Annotated in this window: 20 protein-coding genes; 10 read left to right on the top strand and 10 right to left on the bottom strand. The window is 67.2% G+C overall.

Annotated elements, in window-relative coordinates:
- Positions 1-328: 328 nt before the first annotated feature.
- Complete coding sequence (locus L3078_RS22760; RefSeq protein ID WP_239755817.1) at positions 329-2989, bottom strand: ATP-binding protein; 2661 nt, start codon at positions 2987-2989, stop codon at positions 329-331.
- Positions 2990-3475: 486 nt separating this feature from the next.
- A complete protein-coding gene (gene thiC / locus L3078_RS22765) occupies positions 3476-5320 on the bottom strand; it encodes a phosphomethylpyrimidine synthase ThiC (RefSeq protein WP_239755818.1) in 1845 nt (614 codons plus the stop codon).
- A gap of 220 nt (positions 5321-5540) precedes the next feature.
- On the opposite strand from thiC, the gene L3078_RS22770 reads away from it, so the two are divergent.
- Positions 5541-6929, top strand: a complete 1389-nt coding sequence (locus tag L3078_RS22770; protein ID WP_239755819.1) for a YibE/F family protein — start codon at positions 5541-5543, stop codon at positions 6927-6929.
- A gap of 30 nt (positions 6930-6959) precedes the next feature.
- On the opposite strand, the gene L3078_RS22775 is transcribed toward L3078_RS22770, so the two are convergent.
- The 4 genes from L3078_RS22775 to L3078_RS22790 all read right to left on the bottom strand — a co-directional run bounded on the left by L3078_RS22775 (position 6960) and on the right by L3078_RS22790 (position 9659).
- On the bottom strand, positions 6960-7397 hold the full coding sequence (locus L3078_RS22775; RefSeq protein WP_239755820.1) for an SsgA family sporulation/cell division regulator: 438 nt from the start codon (positions 7395-7397) through the stop codon (positions 6960-6962).
- 97 nt (positions 7398-7494) lie between these two features.
- Positions 7495-8220 (bottom strand): IclR family transcriptional regulator, encoded by a 726-nt coding sequence (locus L3078_RS22780; protein ID WP_392310205.1) that lies wholly within the window; start codon positions 8218-8220, stop codon positions 7495-7497.
- A 747-nt stretch (positions 8221-8967) separates the two neighbouring features.
- Positions 8968-9180 carry a DUF5326 family protein gene (locus L3078_RS22785; RefSeq protein WP_239755821.1) on the bottom strand — a complete coding sequence of 71 codons (213 nt, stop codon included), beginning with the start codon at positions 9178-9180 and terminating at the stop codon, positions 8968-8970.
- A 161-nt stretch (positions 9181-9341) separates the two neighbouring features.
- A complete protein-coding gene (locus tag L3078_RS22790) occupies positions 9342-9659 on the bottom strand; it encodes a cupin domain-containing protein (RefSeq protein WP_239755822.1) in 318 nt (105 codons plus the stop codon).
- Positions 9660-9716: 57 nt separating this feature from the next.
- Here L3078_RS22790 and L3078_RS22795 point away from each other — a divergent pair, with 57 nt between their 5' ends.
- From L3078_RS22795 to L3078_RS22815, 5 genes are all read left to right on the top strand, one after another.
- On the top strand, positions 9717-10094 hold the full coding sequence (locus L3078_RS22795; protein ID WP_239755823.1) for a phage holin family protein: 378 nt from the start codon (positions 9717-9719) through the stop codon (positions 10092-10094).
- A 9-nt stretch (positions 10095-10103) separates the two neighbouring features.
- Positions 10104-10595, top strand: coding sequence for a low molecular weight protein-tyrosine-phosphatase (locus L3078_RS22800; protein WP_239755824.1), 492 nt, complete (start codon positions 10104-10106; stop codon positions 10593-10595).
- Positions 10592-11737, top strand: a complete 1146-nt coding sequence (locus L3078_RS22805) for a cystathionine gamma-lyase (RefSeq protein ID WP_239755825.1) — start codon at positions 10592-10594, stop codon at positions 11735-11737. Before L3078_RS22800 ends, L3078_RS22805 begins: the two co-directional genes overlap by 4 nt.
- 188 nt (positions 11738-11925) lie before the next feature.
- Positions 11926-12831: a LysR family transcriptional regulator gene (locus L3078_RS22810; RefSeq protein ID WP_239755826.1), complete on the top strand. Its 906-nt coding sequence runs from the start codon at positions 11926-11928 to the stop codon at positions 12829-12831.
- 123 nt (positions 12832-12954) lie between these two features.
- Positions 12955-13437 (top strand): NUDIX domain-containing protein, encoded by a 483-nt coding sequence (locus tag L3078_RS22815; protein ID WP_037689600.1) that lies wholly within the window; start codon positions 12955-12957, stop codon positions 13435-13437.
- Positions 13438-13486: 49 nt separating this feature from the next.
- On the opposite strand, the gene L3078_RS22820 is transcribed toward L3078_RS22815, so the two are convergent.
- Positions 13487-14956: a globin domain-containing protein gene (locus L3078_RS22820; protein WP_239755827.1), complete on the bottom strand. Its 1470-nt coding sequence runs from the start codon at positions 14954-14956 to the stop codon at positions 13487-13489.
- 684 nt (positions 14957-15640) lie between these two features.
- Here L3078_RS22820 and L3078_RS22825 point away from each other — a divergent pair.
- On the top strand, positions 15641-16507 hold the full coding sequence (locus tag L3078_RS22825) for a GNAT family N-acetyltransferase (RefSeq protein ID WP_239755828.1): 867 nt from the start codon (positions 15641-15643) through the stop codon (positions 16505-16507).
- 32 nt (positions 16508-16539) lie between these two features.
- Here the strand turns inward: L3078_RS22825 and L3078_RS22830 are convergent, their stop codons facing one another.
- Positions 16540-17751, bottom strand: a complete 1212-nt coding sequence (locus L3078_RS22830) for an MFS transporter (protein ID WP_239755829.1) — start codon at positions 17749-17751, stop codon at positions 16540-16542.
- A gap of 139 nt (positions 17752-17890) precedes the next feature.
- Here L3078_RS22830 and L3078_RS22835 point away from each other — a divergent pair, with 139 nt between their 5' ends.
- Positions 17891-18349: a MarR family winged helix-turn-helix transcriptional regulator gene (locus L3078_RS22835; protein ID WP_239755830.1), complete on the top strand. Its 459-nt coding sequence runs from the start codon at positions 17891-17893 to the stop codon at positions 18347-18349.
- A gap of 9 nt (positions 18350-18358) precedes the next feature.
- Positions 18359-18811, top strand: coding sequence for a GNAT family N-acetyltransferase (locus L3078_RS22840; protein ID WP_239755831.1), 453 nt, complete (start codon positions 18359-18361; stop codon positions 18809-18811).
- 82 nt (positions 18812-18893) lie between these two features.
- Here the strand turns inward: L3078_RS22840 and L3078_RS22845 are convergent, their stop codons facing one another.
- On the bottom strand, positions 18894-20279 hold the full coding sequence (locus L3078_RS22845; protein ID WP_239755832.1) for a serine hydrolase domain-containing protein: 1386 nt from the start codon (positions 20277-20279) through the stop codon (positions 18894-18896).
- Positions 20280-20329: 50 nt separating this feature from the next.
- A complete protein-coding gene (dnaB, locus tag L3078_RS22850) occupies positions 20330-21805 on the bottom strand; it encodes a replicative DNA helicase (protein ID WP_184906398.1) in 1476 nt (491 codons plus the stop codon).
- 449 nt (positions 21806-22254) lie between these two features.
- On the opposite strand from dnaB, the gene L3078_RS22855 reads away from it, so the two are divergent.
- A complete protein-coding gene (locus L3078_RS22855) occupies positions 22255-23601 on the top strand; it encodes an MATE family efflux transporter (RefSeq protein WP_420864090.1) in 1347 nt (448 codons plus the stop codon).
- The last annotated feature ends 21 nt before the right edge of the window (positions 23602-23622 follow it).

The raw sequence follows: 23622 nt of genomic DNA on the forward strand, positions 1-23622 counted from the left end.
CTACGTCGCGTATAGGGCATCAAGGGCTTCGCATTGCGGTACGAGGCCCCTGACGATCTCCGCAGAGGCGGTCGCCCACGAGACGTCCTGCTGAGGGCAGTCGATCCCCCGGTCCGGCGAGAGCGATTCCCCCGAGGTAAGCCCCCCGATCTTCAGATGCGGTCGTCATTCCATCAGCGGCAGATACACCCGGTTCCCGCTCGCCGCCACGGCGGCAACGCCATCCTCGCCGTGAGCCAGCCGGCCCCAGCCTCAAAAAGATCACACCATTCCAGGTATGACGCAAGATACTAGCTAGGGGTGCGCAATCTCATACACCGACGTTCAGCTATCGCAGTGCTGAGCGCCATCTTTCATTATGGGCGATAGCCAAGTTTCCCATCGCATGGGCCTCTCCATACGGGTCGCCTTCCGCCTTGTAGAGGCCGGCGGCCTTGCGGTAGGTATCAACGGATTCATCATATCGCTGCAGCTTTAGTAGGCTGGCACCGCAGTTTCCGGTTGCCCGGGCTCTACGATGTCCATCTCCAAATCTCCCGAAGATCTGCTCAGCTTCCTGGTGAACATGAAGCGCTTCATGGAAACGTCCCAGCCGGTACAGGGCCGTTCCTTGGTTATCCAAAGATCCGCCCAGTCGATGCTGGTCGCCGATTCTTCGGAATGTCTCTGATGCCTGTTGGTGAAGGTTTAGAGCCCGACTAAAATCTTGCAGCCCCTGAAGAGCCGTTCCTTGGTTATCCAGGGCTGTGGCCCTGCGATACTGGTCGTCGAGATGTTCAAAAATTTCTTCAGCTCGATGGTGGGCATCGAGTGATTCCTCAAAGAGAAACAACTCCATTAGCGAGACGCCTAGATTTGTAAGGGCACTAGCTTCACTGGGCAGGTTCCCGAATTCATGAAAGACAAATGCCGCGCGGCGGTGAAGTTGGGCAGCCTCGGTGAAATTCCGCAACCCTTGAAGGGCTACTCCTCTCGCGTCCAACGCTTTTTGTTCCTCAAGTTGATCCCCCATTTCTCTGAAGATCTGCACTGCCTGCTGGTAGGTTTCGGTGGCTTCGTCAAAGCGTCGTGCGTCCTGCAGATCCAGGCCCAAGTTGTGGAGAACTCCGCCTTCACGCTGTCGCTCGCCCAACTCTTGGAAAATAGCTACTGCCTGCCGATGAGCGTCGATCGCCTCGTCAAACCGCCGCATGTGACGCAAAACAAGGCCCAGGTTGTTTAGCGCAGTTGCTAGCCCATGTCGGTTTCCGGTTGCTTCCGTTGCCCGGACAGCCACCTGAGCGGTGTATAGCCAGTCCTGGACGTGCCGACGCCAGTTCAAGAAGACGCCTAGAGCCAAAGAAAGCAAAGCGGCTTCGGTAAGAAGATCCTCATCCTCCGCGAGGGTTACAGCTGCGACCAGGCAATCATGCTCATTGTCAAGCCAAGAAACCGCAGCATATCGGTCAGCGAAGCGGTCTGCCACAGGCTCATCAGTCGCGACCTCAAGGAAAGAATTCGCAGCCCTAGTACTACTCAAGAGATGGTCGAGGAGACGCATGATCGCCGTTTTACGCTGATCATGGTCAGCCAATGCTCGGCTGTGCTCATCAGCATAGATACGGATCAGGTCGTGCATACCCCAGCGCTCACTCTGCCGTTTTTCCAGAAGATGAGCCCGGGTAAGTCCTACCATTAGTCTCCGCGCTGTGACAGCTGGGCGGTCTAGTAGCGCTGCGGCAGTCTCCGTAGAGATTTCCGGCCCAGGAGTAAGAGCGAGCAAACGAAAGGCGCGAGCCAGCTCGCCATTGTCACTACTCAGTTGGCGGTAAGACAAGTCGAAAGCAGCACGCACTGAGAGTGGGCGCCCCTGTTCGTCGACGTCGTCGTACTGAAGAATCTCCATACGCATTCGGGCATCGCTCAGATCGGCGATCTGGTCGCCCAGTGGCCGATCTGGCTCATCCCGAAGCAATGCCGCAATGATATGCAAGGCCAACGGCAACCGTCCGCACAGCATGGCCAAACGCTTGGCGTCCGCAGGATGAGCCGAGATGCGGTTGTCCTCAGAGTGGGTCGCTCGCAGTGCCTCCTGCAGGAGTTCTACGGCCTCATCAATAGGTAGGGCTGTCAGTTCCACACGATGGGCGGACAGCGCCGAGAGATTATGACGGGACGTGACGATCACTCGATGGGGCGGACCGGGAAGCAATGGCGAGACGTGACCAGCAGCCGCAGCGTTGTCCAACACCATGAGCAGAGGGCTCTCGCTCTCGGCAAGGCGGTCCAGGAAAACCCGCCAGAGATCCAATTTCCCCTGAGAGGTCGGCGGTATGACTGCATCCGCTACCCCCAGGGCACGCAGCAAGTGTTCGGCTGTAGTACCCGCCTCTTGAGGACCACTGGGGCTATAGCCGTACAAATCAGCGAAAAGGATGCCACCGGGGAACCAACCATGCTTACGAGCTTCGTGTGCCGCATGTACCGCAAGAGCGGTCTTACCTGCTCCTCCCATACCGACGATGGCCGAGATAACCGGCGAGTGTTGAGGACGCTGCGGAGCGAGTCGAACAAGGAGTTCTTCCAGCAAGCCGCTACGACCGGTGAAACCCACTGGGTCAGGTGGCAGGCTCACTGGCCCTGAAGTTGGCATGGGTGCGTCTCGCGGGCCCTGCACCGTTCTAGTTCTAGGGCGGCCTCCTTGGTTGGCCGAACGCTCACGTCGGGCTGCAATGAGCATCTGCAGCCACACACCCTCCGAGAGTTTTTGGTATGCAACCTCTTGCCGGACACGGGCTTGCAGGAAAGCAATCAGCACCTTGAAGTACCGCTCCGACCTCTGACCGGGGATCGCTTTGCCGGTCAGCCAGTCGTCAATGGTCGCAAGGCCGACGCCAAGCGGTGGCCGCTGATCTTTGCCAAGCTTGACCAGTCGGCTCAGCGGAGGCTCTCCTGCCGCTTCATACAACCGGCGCAGTTCACCCCAGAACCGATCCGCAGCCCCGCTCACGAAGACGCACCGCCTGTCCGGGCCATCCGGAGCATCTCTCGCCCGGAAATCCTGTTCCTGCTGCGCTGACCAGCGTACTTACATCGCGATGCCTCGTGAGGAGATCGCCGGAAACCCTCCGGAAGGTGGACACCTGTTCCACCAGCGCCCGGACGGAGACGACCACCGGGCCCGTTCCGGAGGTTTTCTCCCTATGTCCGTCCTCCCTCAGGTGCTCGAAGACGGGGCCATCCTTGGGTGTGCCGCCACTGTCTTGTACGCGGTCACGGTGGCCACCACAGCTCTCACCTCAGTGCTCGCCCGTTCCTCCGAGCGACGCCGCGACGCACGCGAGACTCTCAAGGTCCTGTTGGGCCGCCGGCCTGCCCGTTAACTTCCTCCATAGGGCATGGGGCACGAGATGCCCCTGTGAGGAAGGCGTGCACGGTCCGCACCCCCAACGAGGCTTGATGCTTCTTGGAAACGCGGACCGTGCGCGGGTGAGTGTTAGTCCGCGATCGGCAGGTACACCCTGTTCCCGGCAGCCGCGAACTCCTTCGACTTCTGGAGCATCCCCTCCGCGACCTCCTCGGGAGACGCCCCCTCGGCCGCCGCACCCCCGAACCGCTCTGTGATGCTTTGGCTAATCTTCATCGAGCAGAACTTCGGCCCGCACATGGAGCAGAAGTGAGCCGTCTTGGCCGGCTCGGCCGGGAGCGTCTCGTCGTGGAACTCGCGGGCCGTGTCGGGGTCGAGGGCCAGGTTGAACTGGTCCTCCCAGCGGAACTCGAAGCGGGCGTCCGACAGCGCGTCGTCCCACTCCTGTGCGCCCGGGTGTCCCTTGGCGATGTCCGCCGCATGGGCCGCGATCTTGTAGGTGATGACGCCGGTCTTCACGTCGTCACGGTTGGGCAGTCCCAAGTGCTCCTTGGGGGTGACGTAGCAGAGCATGGCCGTGCCCCACCATGCGATCATCGCGGCGCCTATGCCCGAGGTGATGTGGTCGTACGCCGGAGCGACGTCCGTCGTCAGCGGGCCGAGCGTATAGAACGGAGCCTCATCGCAGATCTCCTGCTGCAGGTCGATGTTCTCCTTGATCTTGTGCATCGGGACATGTCCCGGGCCCTCGATCATGGTCTGTACGTGGAAACGCTTCGCGATCCGGTTGAGCTCCCCGAGCGTGCGCAACTCCGCGAACTGCGCCTCGTCGTTGGCGTCCGCGATGGAGCCTGGCCGCAGGCCGTCACCGAGGGAGTAGGTGACGTCGTAGGCGGCGAGGATCTCGCACAGTTCCTCGAAGTTCTCGTAGAGGAACGACTCCTTGTGATGGGCGAGGCACCAGGCCGCCATGATCGAGCCACCGCGCGAGACGATGCCGGTCTTGCGGTTCGCGGTGAGCGGCACGTACGCGAGGCGCACGCCCGCGTGGACCGTCATGTAGTCCACACCTTGTTCGGCCTGCTCGATGACGGTGTCCTTGTAGATCTCCCAGGTGAGCTCCTCGGCCTTGCCGTCGACCTTCTCGAGCGCCTGGTACAGGGGCACCGTGCCGATGGGGACGGGGGAGTTGCGCAGCACCCATTCGCGGGTGGTGTGGATGTTCCGGCCGGTGGACAGGTCCATGACCGTGTCGGCGCCCCAGCGGGTCGCCCAGGTCATCTTCTCGACCTCCTCCTCGATGGAAGAGGTGACCGCGGAGTTCCCGATGTTGGCGTTGACCTTCACCAGGAACCGCTTGCCGATGATCATCGGCTCGATCTCGGGGTGATTGACGTTCGCGGGCAGTACGGCCCGGCCCGCGGCGATCTCCTCACGGACGACCTCAGGTGAAACGTTCTCCCGAACGGCCACGTACTCCATCTCGGGCGTGATCTCCCCGCGTCGTGCGTACGCGAGTTGGGTCACGGCCTGGCCGTCGCGGCTCCGGCGGGGCTGGCGCGGCCGCCCCGGGAACACCGCGTCGAGGTTGCGCAGCCCGCCACGCGGCGAGGTGTGCTTGATCCCGTCGTCCTCCGGGCGCACGGGGCGGCCCGCGTACTCCTCGGTGTCCCCCCTGGCGACGATCCAGTTCTCGCGCAGGGGGAGCAGCCCCCGCCTGACGTCGGTCTCCGCGGTCGGATCGGTGTACGGGCCGGAGGTGTCGTACAGGGTGACGGACTGTCCGTTGGTGAGGTGCACCTGGCGGACCGGCACTCGCACATCGGGGCGTGAGCCCTCGATGTACGCCTTGTGCCAGCCGATGGACTTCCCGGCCTCCAGGGAAGGTTCACCCTGGCTGTTGTCGCCCTCGGACGCGACGGAGGCCCCGTCCGTCTGGCTGGAGGCAGGCGTGCGTGTGTCCTCGATGGTCATGAGACCTACTCCCTACGCCGGCATTACCCGGTAACAGGTTCAGCGGTCGACGCAGCGATTTCCGCCCGACGATGTTCCACGTGAAACATCGCGTCTGCGGAGGTCAGCGCCCTCTCAGCCCGGTGCTCCGAGCTCCCGCGTGTGCAAAGGTGCCTCCACGCTAGCGGCAGATGTGGCGCGGTGAACAGTGGGCATCGCTCGTTCTTGCGATGATCGGTCGGTGACCACGACGCAGCAGCCCCCGCCTCCGCCCTCCGAGCCGCCCCACGGCCATGGCCCCGGAAACGGCCGTGGGCATGGCTCCGACGGCGGCCACGGCCATTCCCACAGTCATAGCCACGGCCCCGCCGCGCCCGTTTCGCAGCATCTGCGCAAGGTCATCGCGGCGGTGCTGATCCCCTTCGCGACCGCGGTCGTCGTGGGACTCGTCGTGCTCTGGCCCGGCGGCGCCCCGGGGCACGAACGCACGGGGGTGGGCTTCGACCGGCAGACGCAGCAGGCCACCGTCACCAAGGTCGAAGAAGTCAGCTGCTCGTCGGTGAACGCCTCGGGCGACACTCCGACCGGCGACACATCCACCGCCGAGGGCTCGTCCGCCCAGCAGCAGGCGAACGGCACCTGCAAGAAGGCCACGGTCCGGATCGACACCGGTGACGACAAGGGCCGCACGTTCACGGAGATCGTGCAGCCGGACCAGTCACGGCAGTTGGAGCAGGGCCAGGAGGTCGTGGTCGCGTACGAACCGGCCGCGCCCAAGGACCTGCAGTACTCGGTCACCGATGTGAACCGGAAGTTGCCGATGGCGCTGCTCGCCGGGATCTTCGCGCTCGCCGTCGTGGTCGTGGGCCGGATGCGGGGCGTCATGGCCCTCGTGGCGCTGGCCGTCAGCTTCCTGGTGCTGACCCTCTTCATCCTGCCGGCCATCCTGCAGGGCTCGAACCCGCTGGTGGTGGCGGTGGTCGGGGCGAGCGCCATCATGCTCATCGCCCTCTACATGTGCCACGGGCTCTCGGCCCGGACATCCGTGGCGGTGATCGGCACCCTGATCTCGCTGCTGCTGATCGGCGTGCTGGGGTCGGGGTTCATCGACTGGGCCTACCTGACCGGCAACACGGACGACAACACCGGTCTGATCCACGGGCTGTACCCGACGATCGACATGAGCGGTCTGCTGCTGGCGGGCGTCATCATCGGTTCGCTCGGTGTGCTCGACGACGTGACGGTGACCCAGACCTCGGCGGTCTGGGAGCTGCACGAGGCCAATCCGACGATGGGCTGGCGGAACCTGTACCGCGCGGGCATCCGGATCGGCCGCGACCATATCGCGTCGGTGGTCAACACCCTCGTTCTCGCCTACGCCGGTGCCGCGCTGCCGCTGCTGCTGCTCTTCTCGATCGCGCAGAGCAGCGTCGGCACTGTCGCCAACAGCGAGTTGGTCGCCGAGGAGATCGTGCGCACGCTCGTCGGCTCGATCGGCCTGGTGGCCTCGGTGCCGGTGACCACCGCGCTTGCCGCCCTCGTCGTCTCCGCCGACCGTCCGAACACCGCCGAAGCGACGTCCGTGCCCGCTCCGGCCCGTGGCGGAAGGGGCCGTCGGCGCAAGCGCTGAAGCGTTACGGCACCCCCGGCGCCGTAACGTTCAGCCCGCGCTCTGCTCCTCCGCCAGGATGCGGTCCAGCGCTTCGTCGAGCAGTGCGTCGAAGTCGGCGAGGGAACGCTCCTGCCCGAGCGGCACGAGCTTGTCCGTGCGGTCCAGGAAGGCCACCAGAGGCGCCGTGCCGACCCGGAACATCGCCTGATCGGTTCCCACCTGAAGCCGGATCAGGACCTCGCCGAACGTCTCCGGATCGGCGGGCGCGATGTGGACGTCTCCGTCCCCGCACGGTCGGCCCACTCCGTCGATGAGCAGCTCCCGCCCGAAGGCCCAGGTCACCGGGGCATCTCCGGGCAGGTGAAAGGTCAGCCGCACGGCATAGGGATCACAGGTCTCGTAACGCAGCTCCACCGGAATGCGGAAGGAGAGCTCCTCCGAGACGAGGAAGCTCATCATGACCTCTGCCTGTACCGACTCGCGCATCGCCTACCCCGCCGTGTTCGTCGACTGGCCAGGATCGTCCGCCTGACACCCCTGGAAGTTTGCTGAAAGTACACGGGAGATCACAAGGAGTGATTTTTCAGATGCTGATAGAGATCGCGAGTGTCCCTAGTAGCTTTCCGATCTCCGTCTGCAACTGACGGGCCACCGGCATCAGCCGGGCCGCCTGGTGCGCGGGCAGCGAGATGGCGAGGGTCCCGGCAGTCGTCCCCACGGTGATGGGAATCGCGGCGCAGACCGTCCCGAGGGCGTACTCCTGCTGCTCGACCACCGGCTCCATGCGCCCGAGGCGCCCGAGCCGCCGGAGCAGCGTCTCCTCGTCGCGGACCGTGTACGGGGTGAGCGACTGCACCGGATAGCGGTCCAGGTGGTCGCGGCGGGCCTCCTCGCTCAGCTGGGACAGCAGACACTGCCCGATGGCGTGGGCGTGCCCCGTCTCGCGGAAGTCGGCCCACTCCTCGACGGCCGGGGCGCTCGGGCTGTCGGCTACGCACATGACCTCGATCTCGCCGTCCCGGTAGATCGCGAAGTAGACGGGCACGCCCAGGGCGTCCCGCCAGTGCGCCAGTGCCTCGCTCACCGTGCTGCGACGTTTCTGCTGCGCTCCGCTGCTGCTCAGCCGCTCGGCCGCCTCGCCGAGGAAGAACAATCCCTTCTCCCGCCGCAGATAGCCCTCGTGGACCAGCGTGCGGAGCAGGTGGTACGCGGTGGGCAGCGCGAGCCCGGCGTCCCGGGCCAACTGTTTGGCGGGAGCCCCGTGTTCCCGCTCGGCGACGGCCTCCAGCAGCCGCATCGCCCGCTGCACGGAACCGATCAGGGTGCCGGAATTCGCCTCCGGCACGGTCGGCGGCGCGGGAGACGGGATGCGGGCGCCCCTGCCCGGCCCGTGCCCGTGCCCGTGTGGCGGTACGGAGCGGACGAGCCCTGTCGCCTGCGCCTGGCCCCGAGGTGATGTCAGCAGCTGGGCTTCGGTAGGCGGTGATGATGACGGCGCCTGCGCCTGCGCCGGGGACGAACCCGAGACAGCCGGCCGCTGCGTCGGCGACGGGGGCGCGGGAGACTCCGGCCGCCGCGCGTTCTCCTCACCCGGCGAGGTACGTGGCTGCACCGGGGGAGCCGGGGCCGTCGAGGACGTCGTACGCGGAGGTGGTGGTGGGCCGTGCGTCTCCGGGGCTCGCACACGGGGCTGTTCGGCGGTCGTCGCGGGTGTCGCTCGTGGGCCCGGCTGGGTGGGAGGAACCGCGCTCTGGGCCGACCGGGAGCGTGGCCGGGTGGACGGGGAGAGCGGTTCTGCTGGTGCGGTGTCAGCCGTGGCCAAGGGTCACTCCCGAAGCGCGAGGAGGGCCGCCCGCGCGGGGGACACGGGAGGAGATGCGCCGCCCGCGGGGATCGAGCCCGCGACGAGTTTCCGGACTCTAGCCGCCCGTCACCGCGCGCATACGGCCCCGCTGGGAAACTTCCCCCTGGCGAGGGAACCTCACGTTCCTGTTACCGGCGTGCCCTGACCGGGCTCACCCACTCACGCCTCAGCCGGTTGCACGCCGTTGACGTCTCACCAGTCTCCGCGCGACGAGGATCCCGCCGTGAACTTCCTGACGACGTAGATCAGTCCACCGACCAGGGCCACGAAGACCAGCACCTTGAAGAGCAGGCCCACCACGACCTGGACGACGCTGACTATCAGCCCACCGAACACCAGCAGGGCGATGACCGGCACCGCGATCCACTTCACCCACCACGGCATCCCCGCCAAGATCTCCCGCATCGCCCTTGCTCCTTGTGTCTCCACCCGTCGCCCGCCACCGGGCACTGATTCCGGGCTTCCCGCTGTCTGTCATCGATGCTAGGGCCGCGCAAGGGTGTTCCGGGGGCTTCGCACCCCTTGTCCGTCCCTGATCGTCCCCCTAGGGAACGCCGGAGCGGACGTCAGCCCTCCGGCGGAGAGAACACCACCACGACCCTCAGGTCCTCGGTGATGTGGTGGAACTTGTGGGCGATCCCGGCCGGCACGTACACGACACTGCCGCGCGCCACCTGGGTCGTCTCCAGCCCTACCGTGAGCGAGGCACGGCCGCTCACGACGAGGTACACCTCGTCCTGGCCATGCGGCTTCTGCGGATCGAGTTCACCGGCATCGAGCGCGTACAGGCCGACCGACATGTTCCGCTCGCGCAGGAACTGCAGGTAGGCACCGTCGTTGGCGGCGCGCTCCGCCTCAAGCTCGTCCAAGCGGAATGCCTTCATCGACTTAGTCGCCCCTGCCCAGTACTCGTACCGATCGCTTCTGCCACGATCAGACACATGATGAATTTCCTAGTCAAGACGATCGCCAACGCGGGCGCCCTGGCCGTCGCGGTGTGGCTGGTCGGCGAAATCACGCTGACCGGGGACAGCACGGGCAAGAAGGTCGGCACCCTGCTGCTGGTCGCACTCGTCTTCGGTCTGGTGAACGCGGTGGTCAAGCCGCTGGTGCAACTGCTGACCCTCCCCCTGTTCATCCTGACGCTCGGCCTGTTCACGCTGGTCGTGAACGCCCTGATGCTGATGCTCACCTCGTGGCTGGCCGACGTCCTCGACCTGAGTTTCCACGTGGAGGGCTTCTGGACCGCCGTCCTCGGCGGTCTGATCATCTCGATCGTCTCCTGGGCGCTCTCCCTCGTCCTGCCCGACGGGGACTGAGGGTCCGGCATGACGTACCGAGTCTGCTTCGTCTGCACCGGCAACATCTGTCGGTCCCCGATGGCCGAGTCCGTCTTCCGCGCCCGTATAGAGGAGGCGGGACTCGGCGGACTGGTCGAGGTCGACAGCGCGGGCACCGGGGGCTGGCACGAGGGCGACGCCGCCGATCCGCGCACGGTCTCCGTCCTGGAGTCCAACGGCTACGACAGCGTCCACGCGGCCCGGCAGTTCCAGGTCTCGTGGTTCTCCCGCCTCGACCTCGTCATAGCCCTCGACGAAGGCCACCTCAAGGCTCTGCGTCGCCTGGCGCCGACGCCGGCGGACGCGGACAAGGTCCGGCTCCTGCGCTCCTACGACCCCGCCGCCGGAGACGACCTCGACGTTCCGGACCCCTACTACGGGGGCATGGACGGGTTCGAGGAGTGCCTGGAGCTCGTGGAGGCCGCGAGTCCAGGTCTGCTGGCCGCCGTACGCGAGAAGGTGGAGGTAGGGGCCGCATGAGCACGGAGAACCCCGCTACGGGTCCCGGCGAGGGCACCCGCGCGGTGCGCGCCGGACTGCCCGAGCCGGTCAAGCACGAGCCCACCCTCCCCGGGCCGGTCTTCGCCGCCCACTACCACCTGCCCGGCGAGCCCACGGGCCCGTACGCCTACGGACGCGACCAGAACCCCACCTGGACCCTTCTGGAACAGGCCATCGGCGAACTGGAGGCCCCCGGGCAGGACGACGTCGAGACGGTCGCCTTCGCCTCCGGCATGGCCGCCATCTCGGCCGTCCTCTTCTCCCAGGTCCGCTCCGGTGACGTCCTCGTCCTGCCGAGCGACGGCTACAACGTGCTTCCGCTGGCCGGCGAGCAGCTGCGGTCGTACGGCGTCGAGGTGCGCAGCGCACCGACGGGCGGCGACGCCCAGCTCGACGCCCTGGACGGCGCCAGGCTGCTGTGGATCGAGACACCCTCGAACCCGGGGCTGGACGTGTGCGACGTGCGGCGGCTCAGCGAGGCGGCCCGCGCGCGGGGGTGCCTCGTGGCCGTCGACAACACCCTGGCGACACCGCTGGGGCAGCGCCCGCTGGATCTGGGTGCCGATTTCGCCGTGGCCAGCGGAACGAAGCAGCTGACCGGTCACGGGGACGTGCTGCTCGGGTACGTCGCCGGGCGTGACCCCGCGCTGATGGCCGGGGTGAGGCGATGGCGCAAGATCGTCGGAGCGATCCCGGGCCCGATGGAGGCCTGGCTGGCCCACCGCTCGCTCGCCACCCTCCAACTGCGTGCGGACCGGCAGAACGTCAACGCCCTTGCCGTGGCCGAGGCGCTCAAGGGTCGGCCCGAAGTCACCGGATTGCGCTATCCCGGGCTGCCCGACGACCCCTCGCACAAGATCGCCTCGCAGCAGATGCGGCGCTACGGGTGCGTGGTGTCGTTCGCGTTGCCCACACGCGCGCGTGCCGACCGTTTCCTCGACGCGCTCCGCCTGGTGGACGACGCCACGAGCTTCGGCGGGGTGCGCTCCACCGCCGAGCGGCGAGGCCGTTGGGGAGGCGACGCGGTGCCGGAGGGCTTCATCCGTTTCTCGGCAGGTGCGGAGGACACCGACGATCTCGTGGCGGACGTGCTGCGGGCGCTCGCAGTCTCTACCGAGTAGTACCGCGCTACGTACAACGGACGGTCCGAGCCTCCCCCCTCGTGGCTCGGACCGTCCCCGGTTCCGCGCGCGAAGAACCGCGCGAACAAGGCTAGTTGACTCTGTGTCAGTGTCCAATCACAGTAGCGACAGAGACCTATCGACTTATTTATAGTTGGGCGCTCCGGGGGCGGCGAGGGGAGGCGACCATGGATCTGGCCCTACTGCGGACGTTCGTGACCGTGCACCGGGCCGGTTCCTTCACCCGTGCCGCCGCCCTGCTCGGTCTGTCGCAGCCGGCCGTCACCTCGCAGATACGCACTCTCGAGCGGCAACTCGGCCGCCCGCTCTTCCTGCGCAAGGCCCGGGGGGTGACGCCGACGACCATCGGCGACGAGCTCGCCCACAAGGCTGCCCCGCATCTCGACGCGCTGGTGGAGATCGCCGAGACCGGCCTCGACGACGACTCCTCCTTACGGACCCTCCATCTCGCCGGCCCGCCGGAGTTCACCGCCGAGCGGGCCCTGCCCGCGCTCACCGCCCTGACCGGCGACGACGGCCAGGGGTTCGCGCTGCGGGTCTCCTTCGGAAACTCCGACGAGGTGCTGGAGGGCCTTGCCGCCGGACACCACGACCTGGCCATCACCACCGCCCAGCCGCGTGGTGCCCTGCTCGCAGCGGCCCCCCTCTGCGACGAGGAGCACGTCCTGGTCGCCGCCCCGCGCTGGGCGGACGTGATCGGTCCGGGGAGGCCGGGGCGCAAGGGGGCGCACACGCTGGAGGAGCTTCCCCTCGTCGAGGTACACGAGTCACTGCCCTTCATCACCCGCTACTGGGCCTCGGTCTTCGACGCCCGGCCCGCCACCTCCGGGACCGTCGTCGTCCCGGACCTGCGCGCGGTCATCGCCTGTGCGATCTCGGGCGCGGGGCTGGCCGTGGTCCCCCGCTACCTGTGCGCTTCCGCCCTGGAGCGCGGTGACCTCGTCACGCTTCTCGAACCCGCGGTGCCCCCGTTGCGAACCTATTTCCTGGTGGTCCGTACCGGCACCCTGGCCATGGCGCACATCGCGCGGGCGCACGAGTGGCTGCTGGAGACCTCGGCGAACTGGTCCTGAGGCAACGGTGGACTCCTTGGACAGAGGGGGAGGCCGAGCGCGGAACAGCGGCGAGCGCCGGGGTGCTCCTCTTCCTCGCCCCGGTGATGTTTCACGTGGAACATGCGGGGCCACATTTCTCCCATGACCGTACGACCCGTGGTCAAGCGCACCGCCCGCGCCGTCCTGCTCGACGGCGACGACCTGATCCTGATCAAGCGCACCAAGCCGGGCATGGATCCCTACTGGCTCACGCCGGGCGGCGGGGTCGAGCCGGAGGACACCACGGTCGTCGACGCGCTCCACCGCGAAGTGCACGAGGAGCTCGGCGCCAAGATCACTGATGTGGTGCCCTGTTTCGTGGACACCGTCGAGCACATCGGCGAGGACGGCGGCGCCACCGGTGTGAAGGTCCAGCACTTCTTCGTCTGCCGTCTGGAGTCCATGGATCCCTCCAAGCGGCACGGCCCCGAGGTGGAGGAGCCCCTGGGGGAGTACGAGATCGTGCGTATCCCCTTCACCCGGGTCGGCATCGCCTCCGTCCACCTCGTCCCGTTGTCGCTGCGGCACTACCTGGACGGGAACATCGAGGGCGTACGGGCGATGCACGCGCCCGACCTGGGCTGACCGTCCAGAGGCGACCGGTGGCCAACCACCGCCGTCCTGATCTCGGACGTCAGTCCCCGGCGGCCACCAGTTCCTCCACCGAATCGTGGCGTATGCGGTCGGCTGGGATCCCGGCGGCCTTCAGTGCGTCCACACCGCTGCGGATCATGCCGGGCGGGCCGGAGAGGTACGCGTCGTACCCGTTCCAGGGCCCGTGGTCGCGTATGGCGTCGGGCAGCTGGAGCAGTCCGTGCTTGTCCACGACCGGGCGCACCTCGAGCCAGGAGTTGCTCTGCTGCAGCCGCAGCAGGGTGTCGAGGTCGTAGAGGTCCTGGCCGGTGCGGGCTCCGTAGAAGACCTCGACGGGGCGGTGCCGTCCGTGTTCGGCCACGTCCTCCACGATTGCCTTGATCGGCGCGATACCGGTGCCCCCGCCCAGACAGAGCAGGCCGCTGTCGCTGGTGTGGTCGACGGTCATCCCCCCGGCCGGCGGCCCCAGTCGCAGCACGTCGCCGGGCCGGGCACGGTGCACGAGCGAGTTGGAGACCCAGCCCGCGGAGATCGCCTTCACATGGAACGACAGCAACCCGTCCGAGCGCGGCGCGGAGGCGAAGGAGTAGTGCCGCCAGATCCGCGGCCACCAGGGAGTCTCCAGGCTCGTGTACTGCCCGGCGAGGAAGGGATACGGCTGGTTCGGACGGACGGTGAGGATCGCTGTGTCCGCGGTTCTCAGATCGTGTGAGACGACCTCGGCGAGCCACCATGGCGGGGATCGCAGCTCGTCGGCGGCCGCCGCGTCGATCATCACCTGGGAGATCGTGGTGTACGTCCGGACCCAGGCGGCCTCGGTCTCGTCGTTCCAGCTTGCCTTGGCGTACCGGCTCAGCGCGCCGATCAGACACTCGCCGACGGCCGGGTAGTGCTCGGCCTGGGTCCCGTACTTGCGGTGGCCACGACCGAGGTTCTGCAGGTAGTCGACCAGGACGGGCGTGTTGTCGATGTGTTCGGCCGCGGTCAGCAGTGCCTTGAGCAGGCGGTCCCGCTGGGCGTCCATCGCCGGGGGGAACATCGAGCGCAGCTCCGGGTGCTGGACGAAGAGCAGCGCGTAGAAGTACGAGGTGACCTTGTCGGCGACAGGTCCGACCTCGGCCATCGTCCGCCGGATGAGAACGGCGTCGGGTGAGCCGGTGGCGGTGTGACCGGCGCGCTCGTCCGACACGAGGGGCTCGAAGACCGAGTGGTCGGAGTCGCGATCCGGGGCGGGCGGAGGACTGAGTGGGGCACTGGGAGGAAAATCCGAACCGGTCTGTATTCGCTCCTGTGCGGCGCTCTCCCGGTTCGGCTGCGGGCCTTCAGGCGGCTCCTGCGAACGACCGACGGGCCGCAGGGCCGCGAGACGGTTGCCCTCTGGCTCCTGCTCCCCGCCAGGGGGCGGCGATGTGCGAGGCGTGAACCATCCGCCTCCGTCAGTGTCCCCCGAAGTACCGTTGCCGGCCGACGTGGTGGTCGGAGCGTCCATGGTCTGCCTCGCCTCGAGCATCTTTCGGTCGATCTGCGTACGTCCTCCAGACGGAAGTCGCACGTTTTCCCCCGCGGACGGCCTTGCTAATCCCCGTTCGTTCCCCGTCGACCAATGCGGCCACATTCAACCCGGGTTTTTGCTCCGTACGGACAAGTAGATGAGAGTGTGACGTGAGCCGCAGCACTCACGGCAGCGTTCCACAGCGCGCGAACGCCCCCGCCTCGTAACGGTAAACGCAGGTTCTCGATCTCCCTGTCCGGTTAGGCTGCATTGAGCTGCGTTCGTACCCCCGCCATGAGACGACTGCATCTCGCTTCGGACACGAACCGGACTCGACCCTACCGGCAGGGCCGTCACGCACAAGTCCCCCCTGGCCGTACCGGTAATTCGACGGGCGCGAATCAGCGATTCCTTCAATTACCGGGCGCGTCAGACCAATTCATAGGCATCCCACAGATCCTGGTGTCGAGTGCGCGCAGACGAACGACACTCCCCCGATCGGGCGCTTCGTTCACCTGCCCCGAATCCGTGAGGTCATGGATGCGAGGCGAGACCCGCCTGCACGCCTATGCCCGGAGACGGATGTTTCACGTGAAACATCCGTCCGCGCGCTGTGCGGTTGTGCACGAGATGGCCAAAAGGGCGCGCGTCCGACGGCAAACCGGTGGACGTCAGAGGCGTGTGTCGGACAACCTGACCTGCGTGTCGACACCATTCCCCACTCCTCTGCCCATTCGCCGTCTGACGCTTCGCGATCTCGTCGCCTGCGCCGACCTGTCCGAGGATCGGGGCTGGCCTCGCGAGGAGCACAAGTGGGGGCTGCTGCTGTCGGCCGGCACGGGATACGGCATCGATGACCCCGAGGGCGGGCTGATCACTGCCTGCGTCGTCACCGAGTACGGCCCTGCGGGTCGCCCGGATCTGGGAGCGATCGGCATGGTGCTGGTCGCCGAGCGGCACGCCCGCCAGGGCATCGGGCGCCGCCTGATGCGGCACGTCCTCGCGGAGATGGGCACGACACCGCTGACCCTGCACGCCACACCGCACGGACGCCCGCTCTATGAGGAGCTGGGCTTCAAGGTCACCGGACGGGCCGAGATGGTGCGCGGGCACTTCACGGCAGGGGGTGCGGACCCCGCGGTGTCCACTCGCCCGGCCACGGCCGAGGATCTCCCCACGATCCTCCGGCTCGACGCAGAGGTGTTCGGCACGGACCGCACCCACGTCCTCACCCGACTGCCCGCCTTCGCTGACCAACTGCGCGTCGCGGAGGAGAACGGCCGAATCATCGGATACGCGGCCGCCTGGCCCAATCTGAACGACCAGGTCGTCGGTCCACTGATCGCCCGCGACACGGAGGCGGCGAAGGCACTCATCGCCTCCCTCGCCGCCCACACGGACCGGCCCTTGCGCACCGACGTCGACGTTCGCCACGAGGAGCTGCTGACGTGGGTGAAGGAACGTGGCCTGGTGTCGATCGCCTTCAACGCCGTGATGACGTACGGGATCTCCGAGCTGCCAGGTGACTGGGCCCGGCGCTACGCCCCACTGACCGTGGCGGCGGGCTGAGGCCCACGCCGACGGTCTCGGCCCACCGACCGTCAGTGGTGGGCGGGTGTCCGTCGGGCGTCCGCTCCCGTGGATTCCGCGACGACCGTGCCGATGACGCTCTGCCTGCGCTCCAGCGCCGCCGCGACGAACGCCAGCGCGAGCGCGCTCGCGGCGAGAGCGGCTCCTACCCAGTTGGGTGCCGTGTAGCCGAGACCCGCGTCGATGACGAGGCCGCCGAGCCAGGCGGCGAGCGCGTTGCCGAGGTTGAAGGCACCTATGTTCACGGCCGAGGCCAGCGTCGGTGCGCCGTGCGCCTGGTCGAGGACCCGCTTCTGCAACGGCGGTACGGTCGCGAAGCCCAGCGCGCCGACCAGTGCCAGGGTCACTGCGGCGGCGATCTTGTCGTGGGCGGTGAATGAGAACAGGGCGAGGACGACGGCCAGCGCGCCCAGCGAGACGTACAGCATGGGCATCAGCGCGCGATCCGCGTACGTGCCGCCCACCAGGTTGCCGCCGACCATGCCCAGGCCGAAGAGAACGAGGAGCCAGGTGACGGAGGAGTCGGCGAAGCCGGCGACATGCGTCATCATCGGCGCGACGTAGGTGACTGCCGCGAACACCCCTCCGAAGCCCAGCACAGTCATCGCCATGGCCAGCAGAACCTGAACGTTCTTGAACGCGGCCAGCTCGTGCCGGAGGCGGACCTCTGTCGGCCTGGGCATCTCGGGAACCAGCCTGGCGATGCCCAACAACCCGACGACGCCCAGCGCCGTGACCCCGGCGAAGGTGACCCGCCAGCCGACGGTCTGTCCGATCAGAGTGCCCAGGGGCACTCCGACGACGTTCGCGACGGTCAGGCCGCTGAACATCATCGCGAGAGCACCGGCCTTGCGGTCCGGGGCGACGAGGTCGGCCGCGACCACCGAGCCGATACCGAAGAAGGCCCCGTGCGCCAGGGAGGCGACCACACGCCCGAGGAGCATGACGGAGTAGGCGGGGGCGAGCGTGGAGAGCAGGTTGCCCGCGATGAACAGCCCCATCAGCAGCATGAGCATCCGTTTGCGGGACACCCGCGTGCCCAGGGTGGTCATGATCGGCGCTCCGAGCACGACACCAAGTGCGTAGCCGGTCACGAGCAGCCCCGCGGTGGGGATGGAGACATCGAAGTCGCCGGCGACCTCGGGCAGCACACCCATGATCACGAACTCGGTCGTTCCGATGCCGAAGGCCCCGATCGCGAGAGCCAGAAGCGCGAGAGGCATGAGGGCTACACCTTCCAGAAGATTGCATGTGCGCTTTACGAGCGTACACAATACTTGCAGACGCGTCATATCTGCTTGAGCTGTCTATTGCACGACTGGCCTATCCTGGAGAGGACAGCTCTGGGACGGAGGACCACCGATGACAGCGACGGATCCCGCGCTCACCGCCCTGGCACAGGGCTGGTGCGCTCTCTCCCTGCTGCACGGTCGGATCGAGGCCCACATCGAACGCGCACTGCAGGCCGGACACGACCTGAGCGTGCGTGAGTACTCCCTGCTGGACGTGCTGAGTCGACAGCACGACGGCGAGGGTGGGCACCTCCAGATGAAGCAGGTCGCCGACGCGGTCGTCCTCAGCCAGAGCGCGACCACCCGCCTGGTCACCCGGCTCGAGGATCGCGGACTGCTTGCGCGCTACCTCTGCCCGACCGACCGTCGGGGCATCTACACCGATGTCTCCGAAACGGGCCTGCAACTCCTCGCGGCAGCACGCCCCACCAACGACGCCGCCCTGCGTGAGGCCCTGGACGCGGCCGCCGAGAACCCCGAACTGGCCCCACTCGTCCGCGTCGTGGAGTCGCTGAACGTGCCCGCGTAGGGTGCGGGCATGGGAGATCTGGAGATTCGCCCGGCGACCGAGAACGACGTCCCGGAGATCGTCGCGATGTTGGCCGACGACCCCTTGGGCGCACAGCGCGAGTCACCGGACGACCTGGCTCCCTATCTCACCGCTCTGGAACGTCTCCGTGGTGACCCGCACCAACACGTGGTGGTCGCCGTCCGTCAGGGCCGCGTCGTCGGGACGCTCCAGCTGACGATCGTTCCGGGACTCTCTCGACGCGGTTCCACCCGGGCGATCATCGAAGGCGTACGGGTCCACGACGAGGAGCGCGGCAGCGGCCTCGGTTCACGGCTCATCGAGTGGGCGATCGAGTCATCACGGGCTCAGGGCTGTCAGTTGGTCCAGCTGACGTCCGATGCCACACGCACCGAGGCCCACCGGTTCTATGAGCGGCTCGGCTTCGAGGCCAGCCATGTGGGCTTCAAACTGCCGCTGTGAGAAGCGGCTCCGGGGACCGCTGGGGGGTCCTGTTTCACGTGAAACATCGCGAGCCGGGACCCTCACAGCAGCAGAACCGTGCTTACCCGATCGCGCGCCACCCCTCGGGATCCACTCCACCGGGCACCGGAGCCCCCTCGTCGTACGGCTGACGCGTGAACACGAACGATCCGAGGTCCAGGTGGCTCACGGTCCCGTCGGGCCTCCGTACGGCCCGCAGGAGCTCTCCCGCGAAATAGCCGTTGAGCCCCGTCCAACTGCCGTCGTCGTTACGTCGGAAACGAGCACCGCGCAGGGTGGCAGCCAGCGGCTCCAGTGAGAGACCTCCCTCGGCGGTGAGCCGCAGCACGAAGCTGTACGTCCCCCAGTACCAAGGACCGACCAGCTCCAGGACCGACCGGTCCACCTCGGCCAGCGGCCGCCATGGCTCGGGGATCCGCGGCTCGGCCTCCGCCACGATGCGTACGAGGTCGGCAGCCACTTCCGACACCACCGGTCCTGAGGTGCAGTTGGTCAGCACGACGGCAGCCACATCGTCCTCGACACTGATGGTGAGCTGGGCGAGGAAGCCGGGCACCGAGCCTCCGTGACCGACGAGGAACCTGCCGTCTCGGTGCTGAAGCTGCATCCCGAGCCCGTACGCCGCTCCGGCGACCACATCGGCGGCCTCCCCCGGCGCTGCCGGCGTCCGCATCTCCAGGAGCGACTCCGCACGCAAAACGCGCTCGTCCCCCCTCGCCAGGAAGACCGCGAAGCGGGCCAAGTCACCTGCCGTGGACCAGAGTTGCCCTGCGGGCCCCATGCGTCCCAGGTCCTCGACCTGCTCCGGCAGCATCACGTCCGCCCAGGGGTGCACGGCCCAGCCACCGGCATGCGGTGCCTCCCGGTGCCATGTCGTGCGACTCAGCCCAAGGGGTTCCAGCACCTCTCGTCGCAGAACTTCTTCCCAAGGAGCACCACGCAACTGCTCGACGAGCGCACCGAGCAGCGTGAAGCCCGGGTTGGAGTAGTGGAAGCGACGGCCTACGGGATGGCGGTGGGGCTGCTCCCCGAGCACATCGGCGAGCTCCGGACGCAGGGACCCCGGGGTCCGCTCCCACCAGGGCGAGGGGGACTCCGCCGCAAGCCCTGCCGTGTGCGCGAGCAGTTCGGCGATGGTCGCCTCCCCCGCGCCGGTGCCCGGCAGATGCTTCTCCAACGGGTCACCGAGATCCAGGGCGCCCTCGTCACGCAGCCGCATGACCAGAACAGCGGTGAAGGTCTTGGTGATCGAACCGATCCGGTACTGCACGTTCGCGTCCGGCCCGTGCCCGTCCACCGAGGTCCGCGCCCCGTTCCACACCGTCTCCCCGCCCCGGACCACCGCCGCGACCAGTGACGGTGCCCGGCCCTCGGTCTGAGCGACGGCGATGCGGTGCAGCAGCGCCCGACGCGTGGCAGGTAGCAGCTCTTCGTGAGGTGTTGTCATGCGCTCAGTCCACCGGGCCCACGACCCGGAGTCGAGCGCATTTCCCCGGGTCAGGTCTGCGCCATGTCCACGAACCGCGAGTAGTGGCCCTGGAAGGCGACCGTGATCGTGGCCGTCGGACCGTTACGGTGCTTGCCCACGATGATGTCGGCCTCGCCGGCGCGCGGCGACTCCTTCTCGTAGGCGTCCTCGCGGTGCAGCAGGATCACCATGTCGGCGTCCTGCTCGATCGATCCCGACTCACGCAGGTCGGAGACCATGGGCTTCTTGTCCGTACGCTGCTCGGGGCCACGGTTGAGCTGCGACAGGGCGATCACCGGCAGCTCGAGCTCCTTGGCCAGCAGCTTCAGGTTTCGCGACATGTCGGAGACCTCCTGCTGGCGGCTCTCGGAGCGCTTGCCACCGGACTGCATCAGCTGCAGATAGTCGATGATGACGAGCTTCAGGTCGTTGCGCTGCTTCAGGCGCCGGCACTTGGCCCGGATCTCCATCATCGACAGGTTCGGGGAGTCGTCGATGTAGAGCGGCGCGGCCGACACGTCCGGCATCCGGCGTGCCAGCCGCGTCCAGTCCTCGTCCGTCATCGTGCCGGAGCGCATGTGGTGAAGGGCCACGCGTGCCTCGGCCGACAGCAGACGCATGGCGATCTCGTTGCGCCCCATCTCGAGCGAGAAGATCACACTCGGCATGTTGTGCTTGATCGAACAAGCGCGCGCGAAGTCCAGCGCCAGTGTGGACTTACCCATCGCGGGACGGGCCGCGATGATGATCATCTGGCCAGGGTGCAGGCCGTTGGTGAGCTGGTCGAGGTCCGTGAAGCCGGTCGGTACACCGGTCATCTCCCCCGACCGCGAGCCGATTGCCTCGATCTCGTCGAGCGCGCCCTCCATGATGTCGCCGAGCGGCAGATAGTCCTCGGTCGTGCGCTGCTCGGTCACGGCGAAGATCTCGGCCTGGGCTCTGTTGACGATCTCGTCCACGTCGTCGTCGGCCGCGTATCCCATCTGCGTGATGCGAGTGCCGGCCTCGACCAGGCGACGCAGGACGGCCCGCTCGTGGACGATCTCCGCGTAGTACTCGGCGTTCGCCGCCGTCGGCACCGTCTGGACGAGCGTGTGCAGATAGGAGGCGCCACCCACCTTGGTGATCTCGCCGCGTTTGGTGAGTTCGGCGGCGATGGTGATGGGGTCGGCGGGCTCGCCCTTGGCGTAGACGTCGAGAATCGCCTGGTAGATGGTTTCGTGCGCAGGCTTGTAGAAGTCGGGACCCTTGAGGATCTCGACCACGTCGGCGATGGCGTCCTTGGACAGCAGCATGCCGCCGAGGACGGACTGCTCGGCATCGAGGTCCTGCGGAGGTACGCGCTCGAAGGCCGAACCTCCGCCGTCCCACTCCCTGTTGTCCCGGCCCCGGTCGTGCCGCTCGTCCCTGCTCCGGTCGCCGTCCGGACGCCGACGGGAAGGGGGCAGACGATCACTGGGCCCGCTGTCGGCCCACGGGTCGTCCAAGGGCTCGGAAATGCTCACCGAGCGACCTCCTCCCGTCCGCCGAGCGGACCTCGCCGTGCTTCTCATTTCTACGGCACGACACTGACAAATGAGAGGCCCAACTCCGGTTCTGGCACGTCGGTTTTGCGAGGTTTCCGTGATCGGCCAGGGAGTGGGCGCCGCACCACCGTAGGCCCGTCGGCACCGTCAGCCAATCTGGTTATCCACAGGCCATGTGGACGACGGCCCAGATGCTGTGGAGAACCCCGCAAAACCTGTGCACGACTCGGTGGACAGCCCTGTGAACAAGACTCCAGTTACGCGTGCCCTACCGCCCTGAACTGCACTTTTGCCGTCCACGGGCTGTGCAGAAGAAAAACTTCCACGACCGGATCAAGATCATCAGGATCAGTGCACGAGAACACACCCGACCAGGCGGCGAGTAATAGTCACAAGCGCATTGCATCTCTTACCTGTGGAAGATTAGATTGGTGCTCATGACACAGGCTTCCGCGACCACCAGGGCCACGCGACGTCGGCATGATCGAGAGATCATCACGCTGGCCGTTCCGGCCTTCGGCGCGCTCGTCGCCGAGCCACTCTTCCTCATGGTCGACACCGCCATCGTCGGCCACCTCGGCACCGCGCAACTGGCCGGTCTCGGTGTCGCCTCGGCCCTCCTCGTCACTGCGGTGAGCGTCTTCGTCTTCCTCGCCTACGCCACCACGGCCGCCGTCGCACGGCGCGTCGGAGCCGGCGATCTGCGCGCCGCCATCCGCCAGGGCATGGACGGTATCTGGCTCGCTCTCCTGCTGGGAGCAGCCGTCGTCGCGGTCGTCGTCCCGACGGCCCCCACCCTGGTGGCCCTCTTCGGATCTTCGGACACCGCGGCCCCCTACGCCACGACCTATCTGCGGATCTCGGCCCTCGGCATCCCGGCCATGCTCGTCGTGCTGGCCGCCACGGGTGTCCTGCGCGGCCTCCAGGACACCAAGACACCTCTGTACGTCGCCGTGGCGGGCTTCGTCGCCAACGGCGCCCTGAACGCAGGCCTCGTCTACGGAGCCGACCTGGGTATCGCAGGCTCCGCATGGGGCACGGTCATCGCCCAACTCGGCATGGCTGGCGCATACCTCTGGGTCGTGTTCCGCGGCGCCCGCAGACACGACGCCTCACTGCGTCCGGACATCGCCGGCATACGAGCCTCGGCTCAGGCGGGTGTACCTCTCCTGGTGCGTACGCTCTCGCTGCGGGCGATCCTCATGATCGCCACCGCGGTGGCGGCCCGCCTCGGAGACGAGGACATCGCCGCTCACCAGATCATCCTCTCCCTCTGGAGCCTGCTCGCCTTCGCTCTGGACGCGATCGCCATCGCCGGGCAGGCCATCATCGGCCGCTACCTCGGCGCTGGAGACGCCCAAGGAGCCCGCGATGCCTGCCGCCGGATGGTTCAGTGGGGAGTCGCCACAGGCTTCTTGCTCGGACTCCTGGTGGTCGCCGCCCGGCCGTTGTTCATCCCGCTCTTCACCAGCGATCCGACAGTCCAGGAAACGGCACTGCCCGCTCTGATCGTGGTGGCGCTCGCCCAACCGATCTCCGGCATCGTCTTCGTGCTCGACGGCGTACTGATGGGCGCGGGAGACGGTCCCTACCTCGCCTGGGCCATGCTCCTGACCCTGGCGATCTTCGTCCCGACCGCCCTGCTCATCCCCACCTTCGGCGGCGGTCTGACCGCCCTCTGGGGCGCCATGACGCTGATGATGACGACACGCATGCTGACTCTTTGGCTGCGCTCCCGGTCCGGACTCTGGATCGTCACCGGGGCGACCCGCTGATAGGTCGGGCGATGCCTTGCG

The sequence above is a fragment of the Streptomyces deccanensis genome (assembly GCF_022385335.1).
Classification (GTDB): domain Bacteria; phylum Actinomycetota; class Actinomycetes; order Streptomycetales; family Streptomycetaceae; genus Streptomyces; species Streptomyces deccanensis.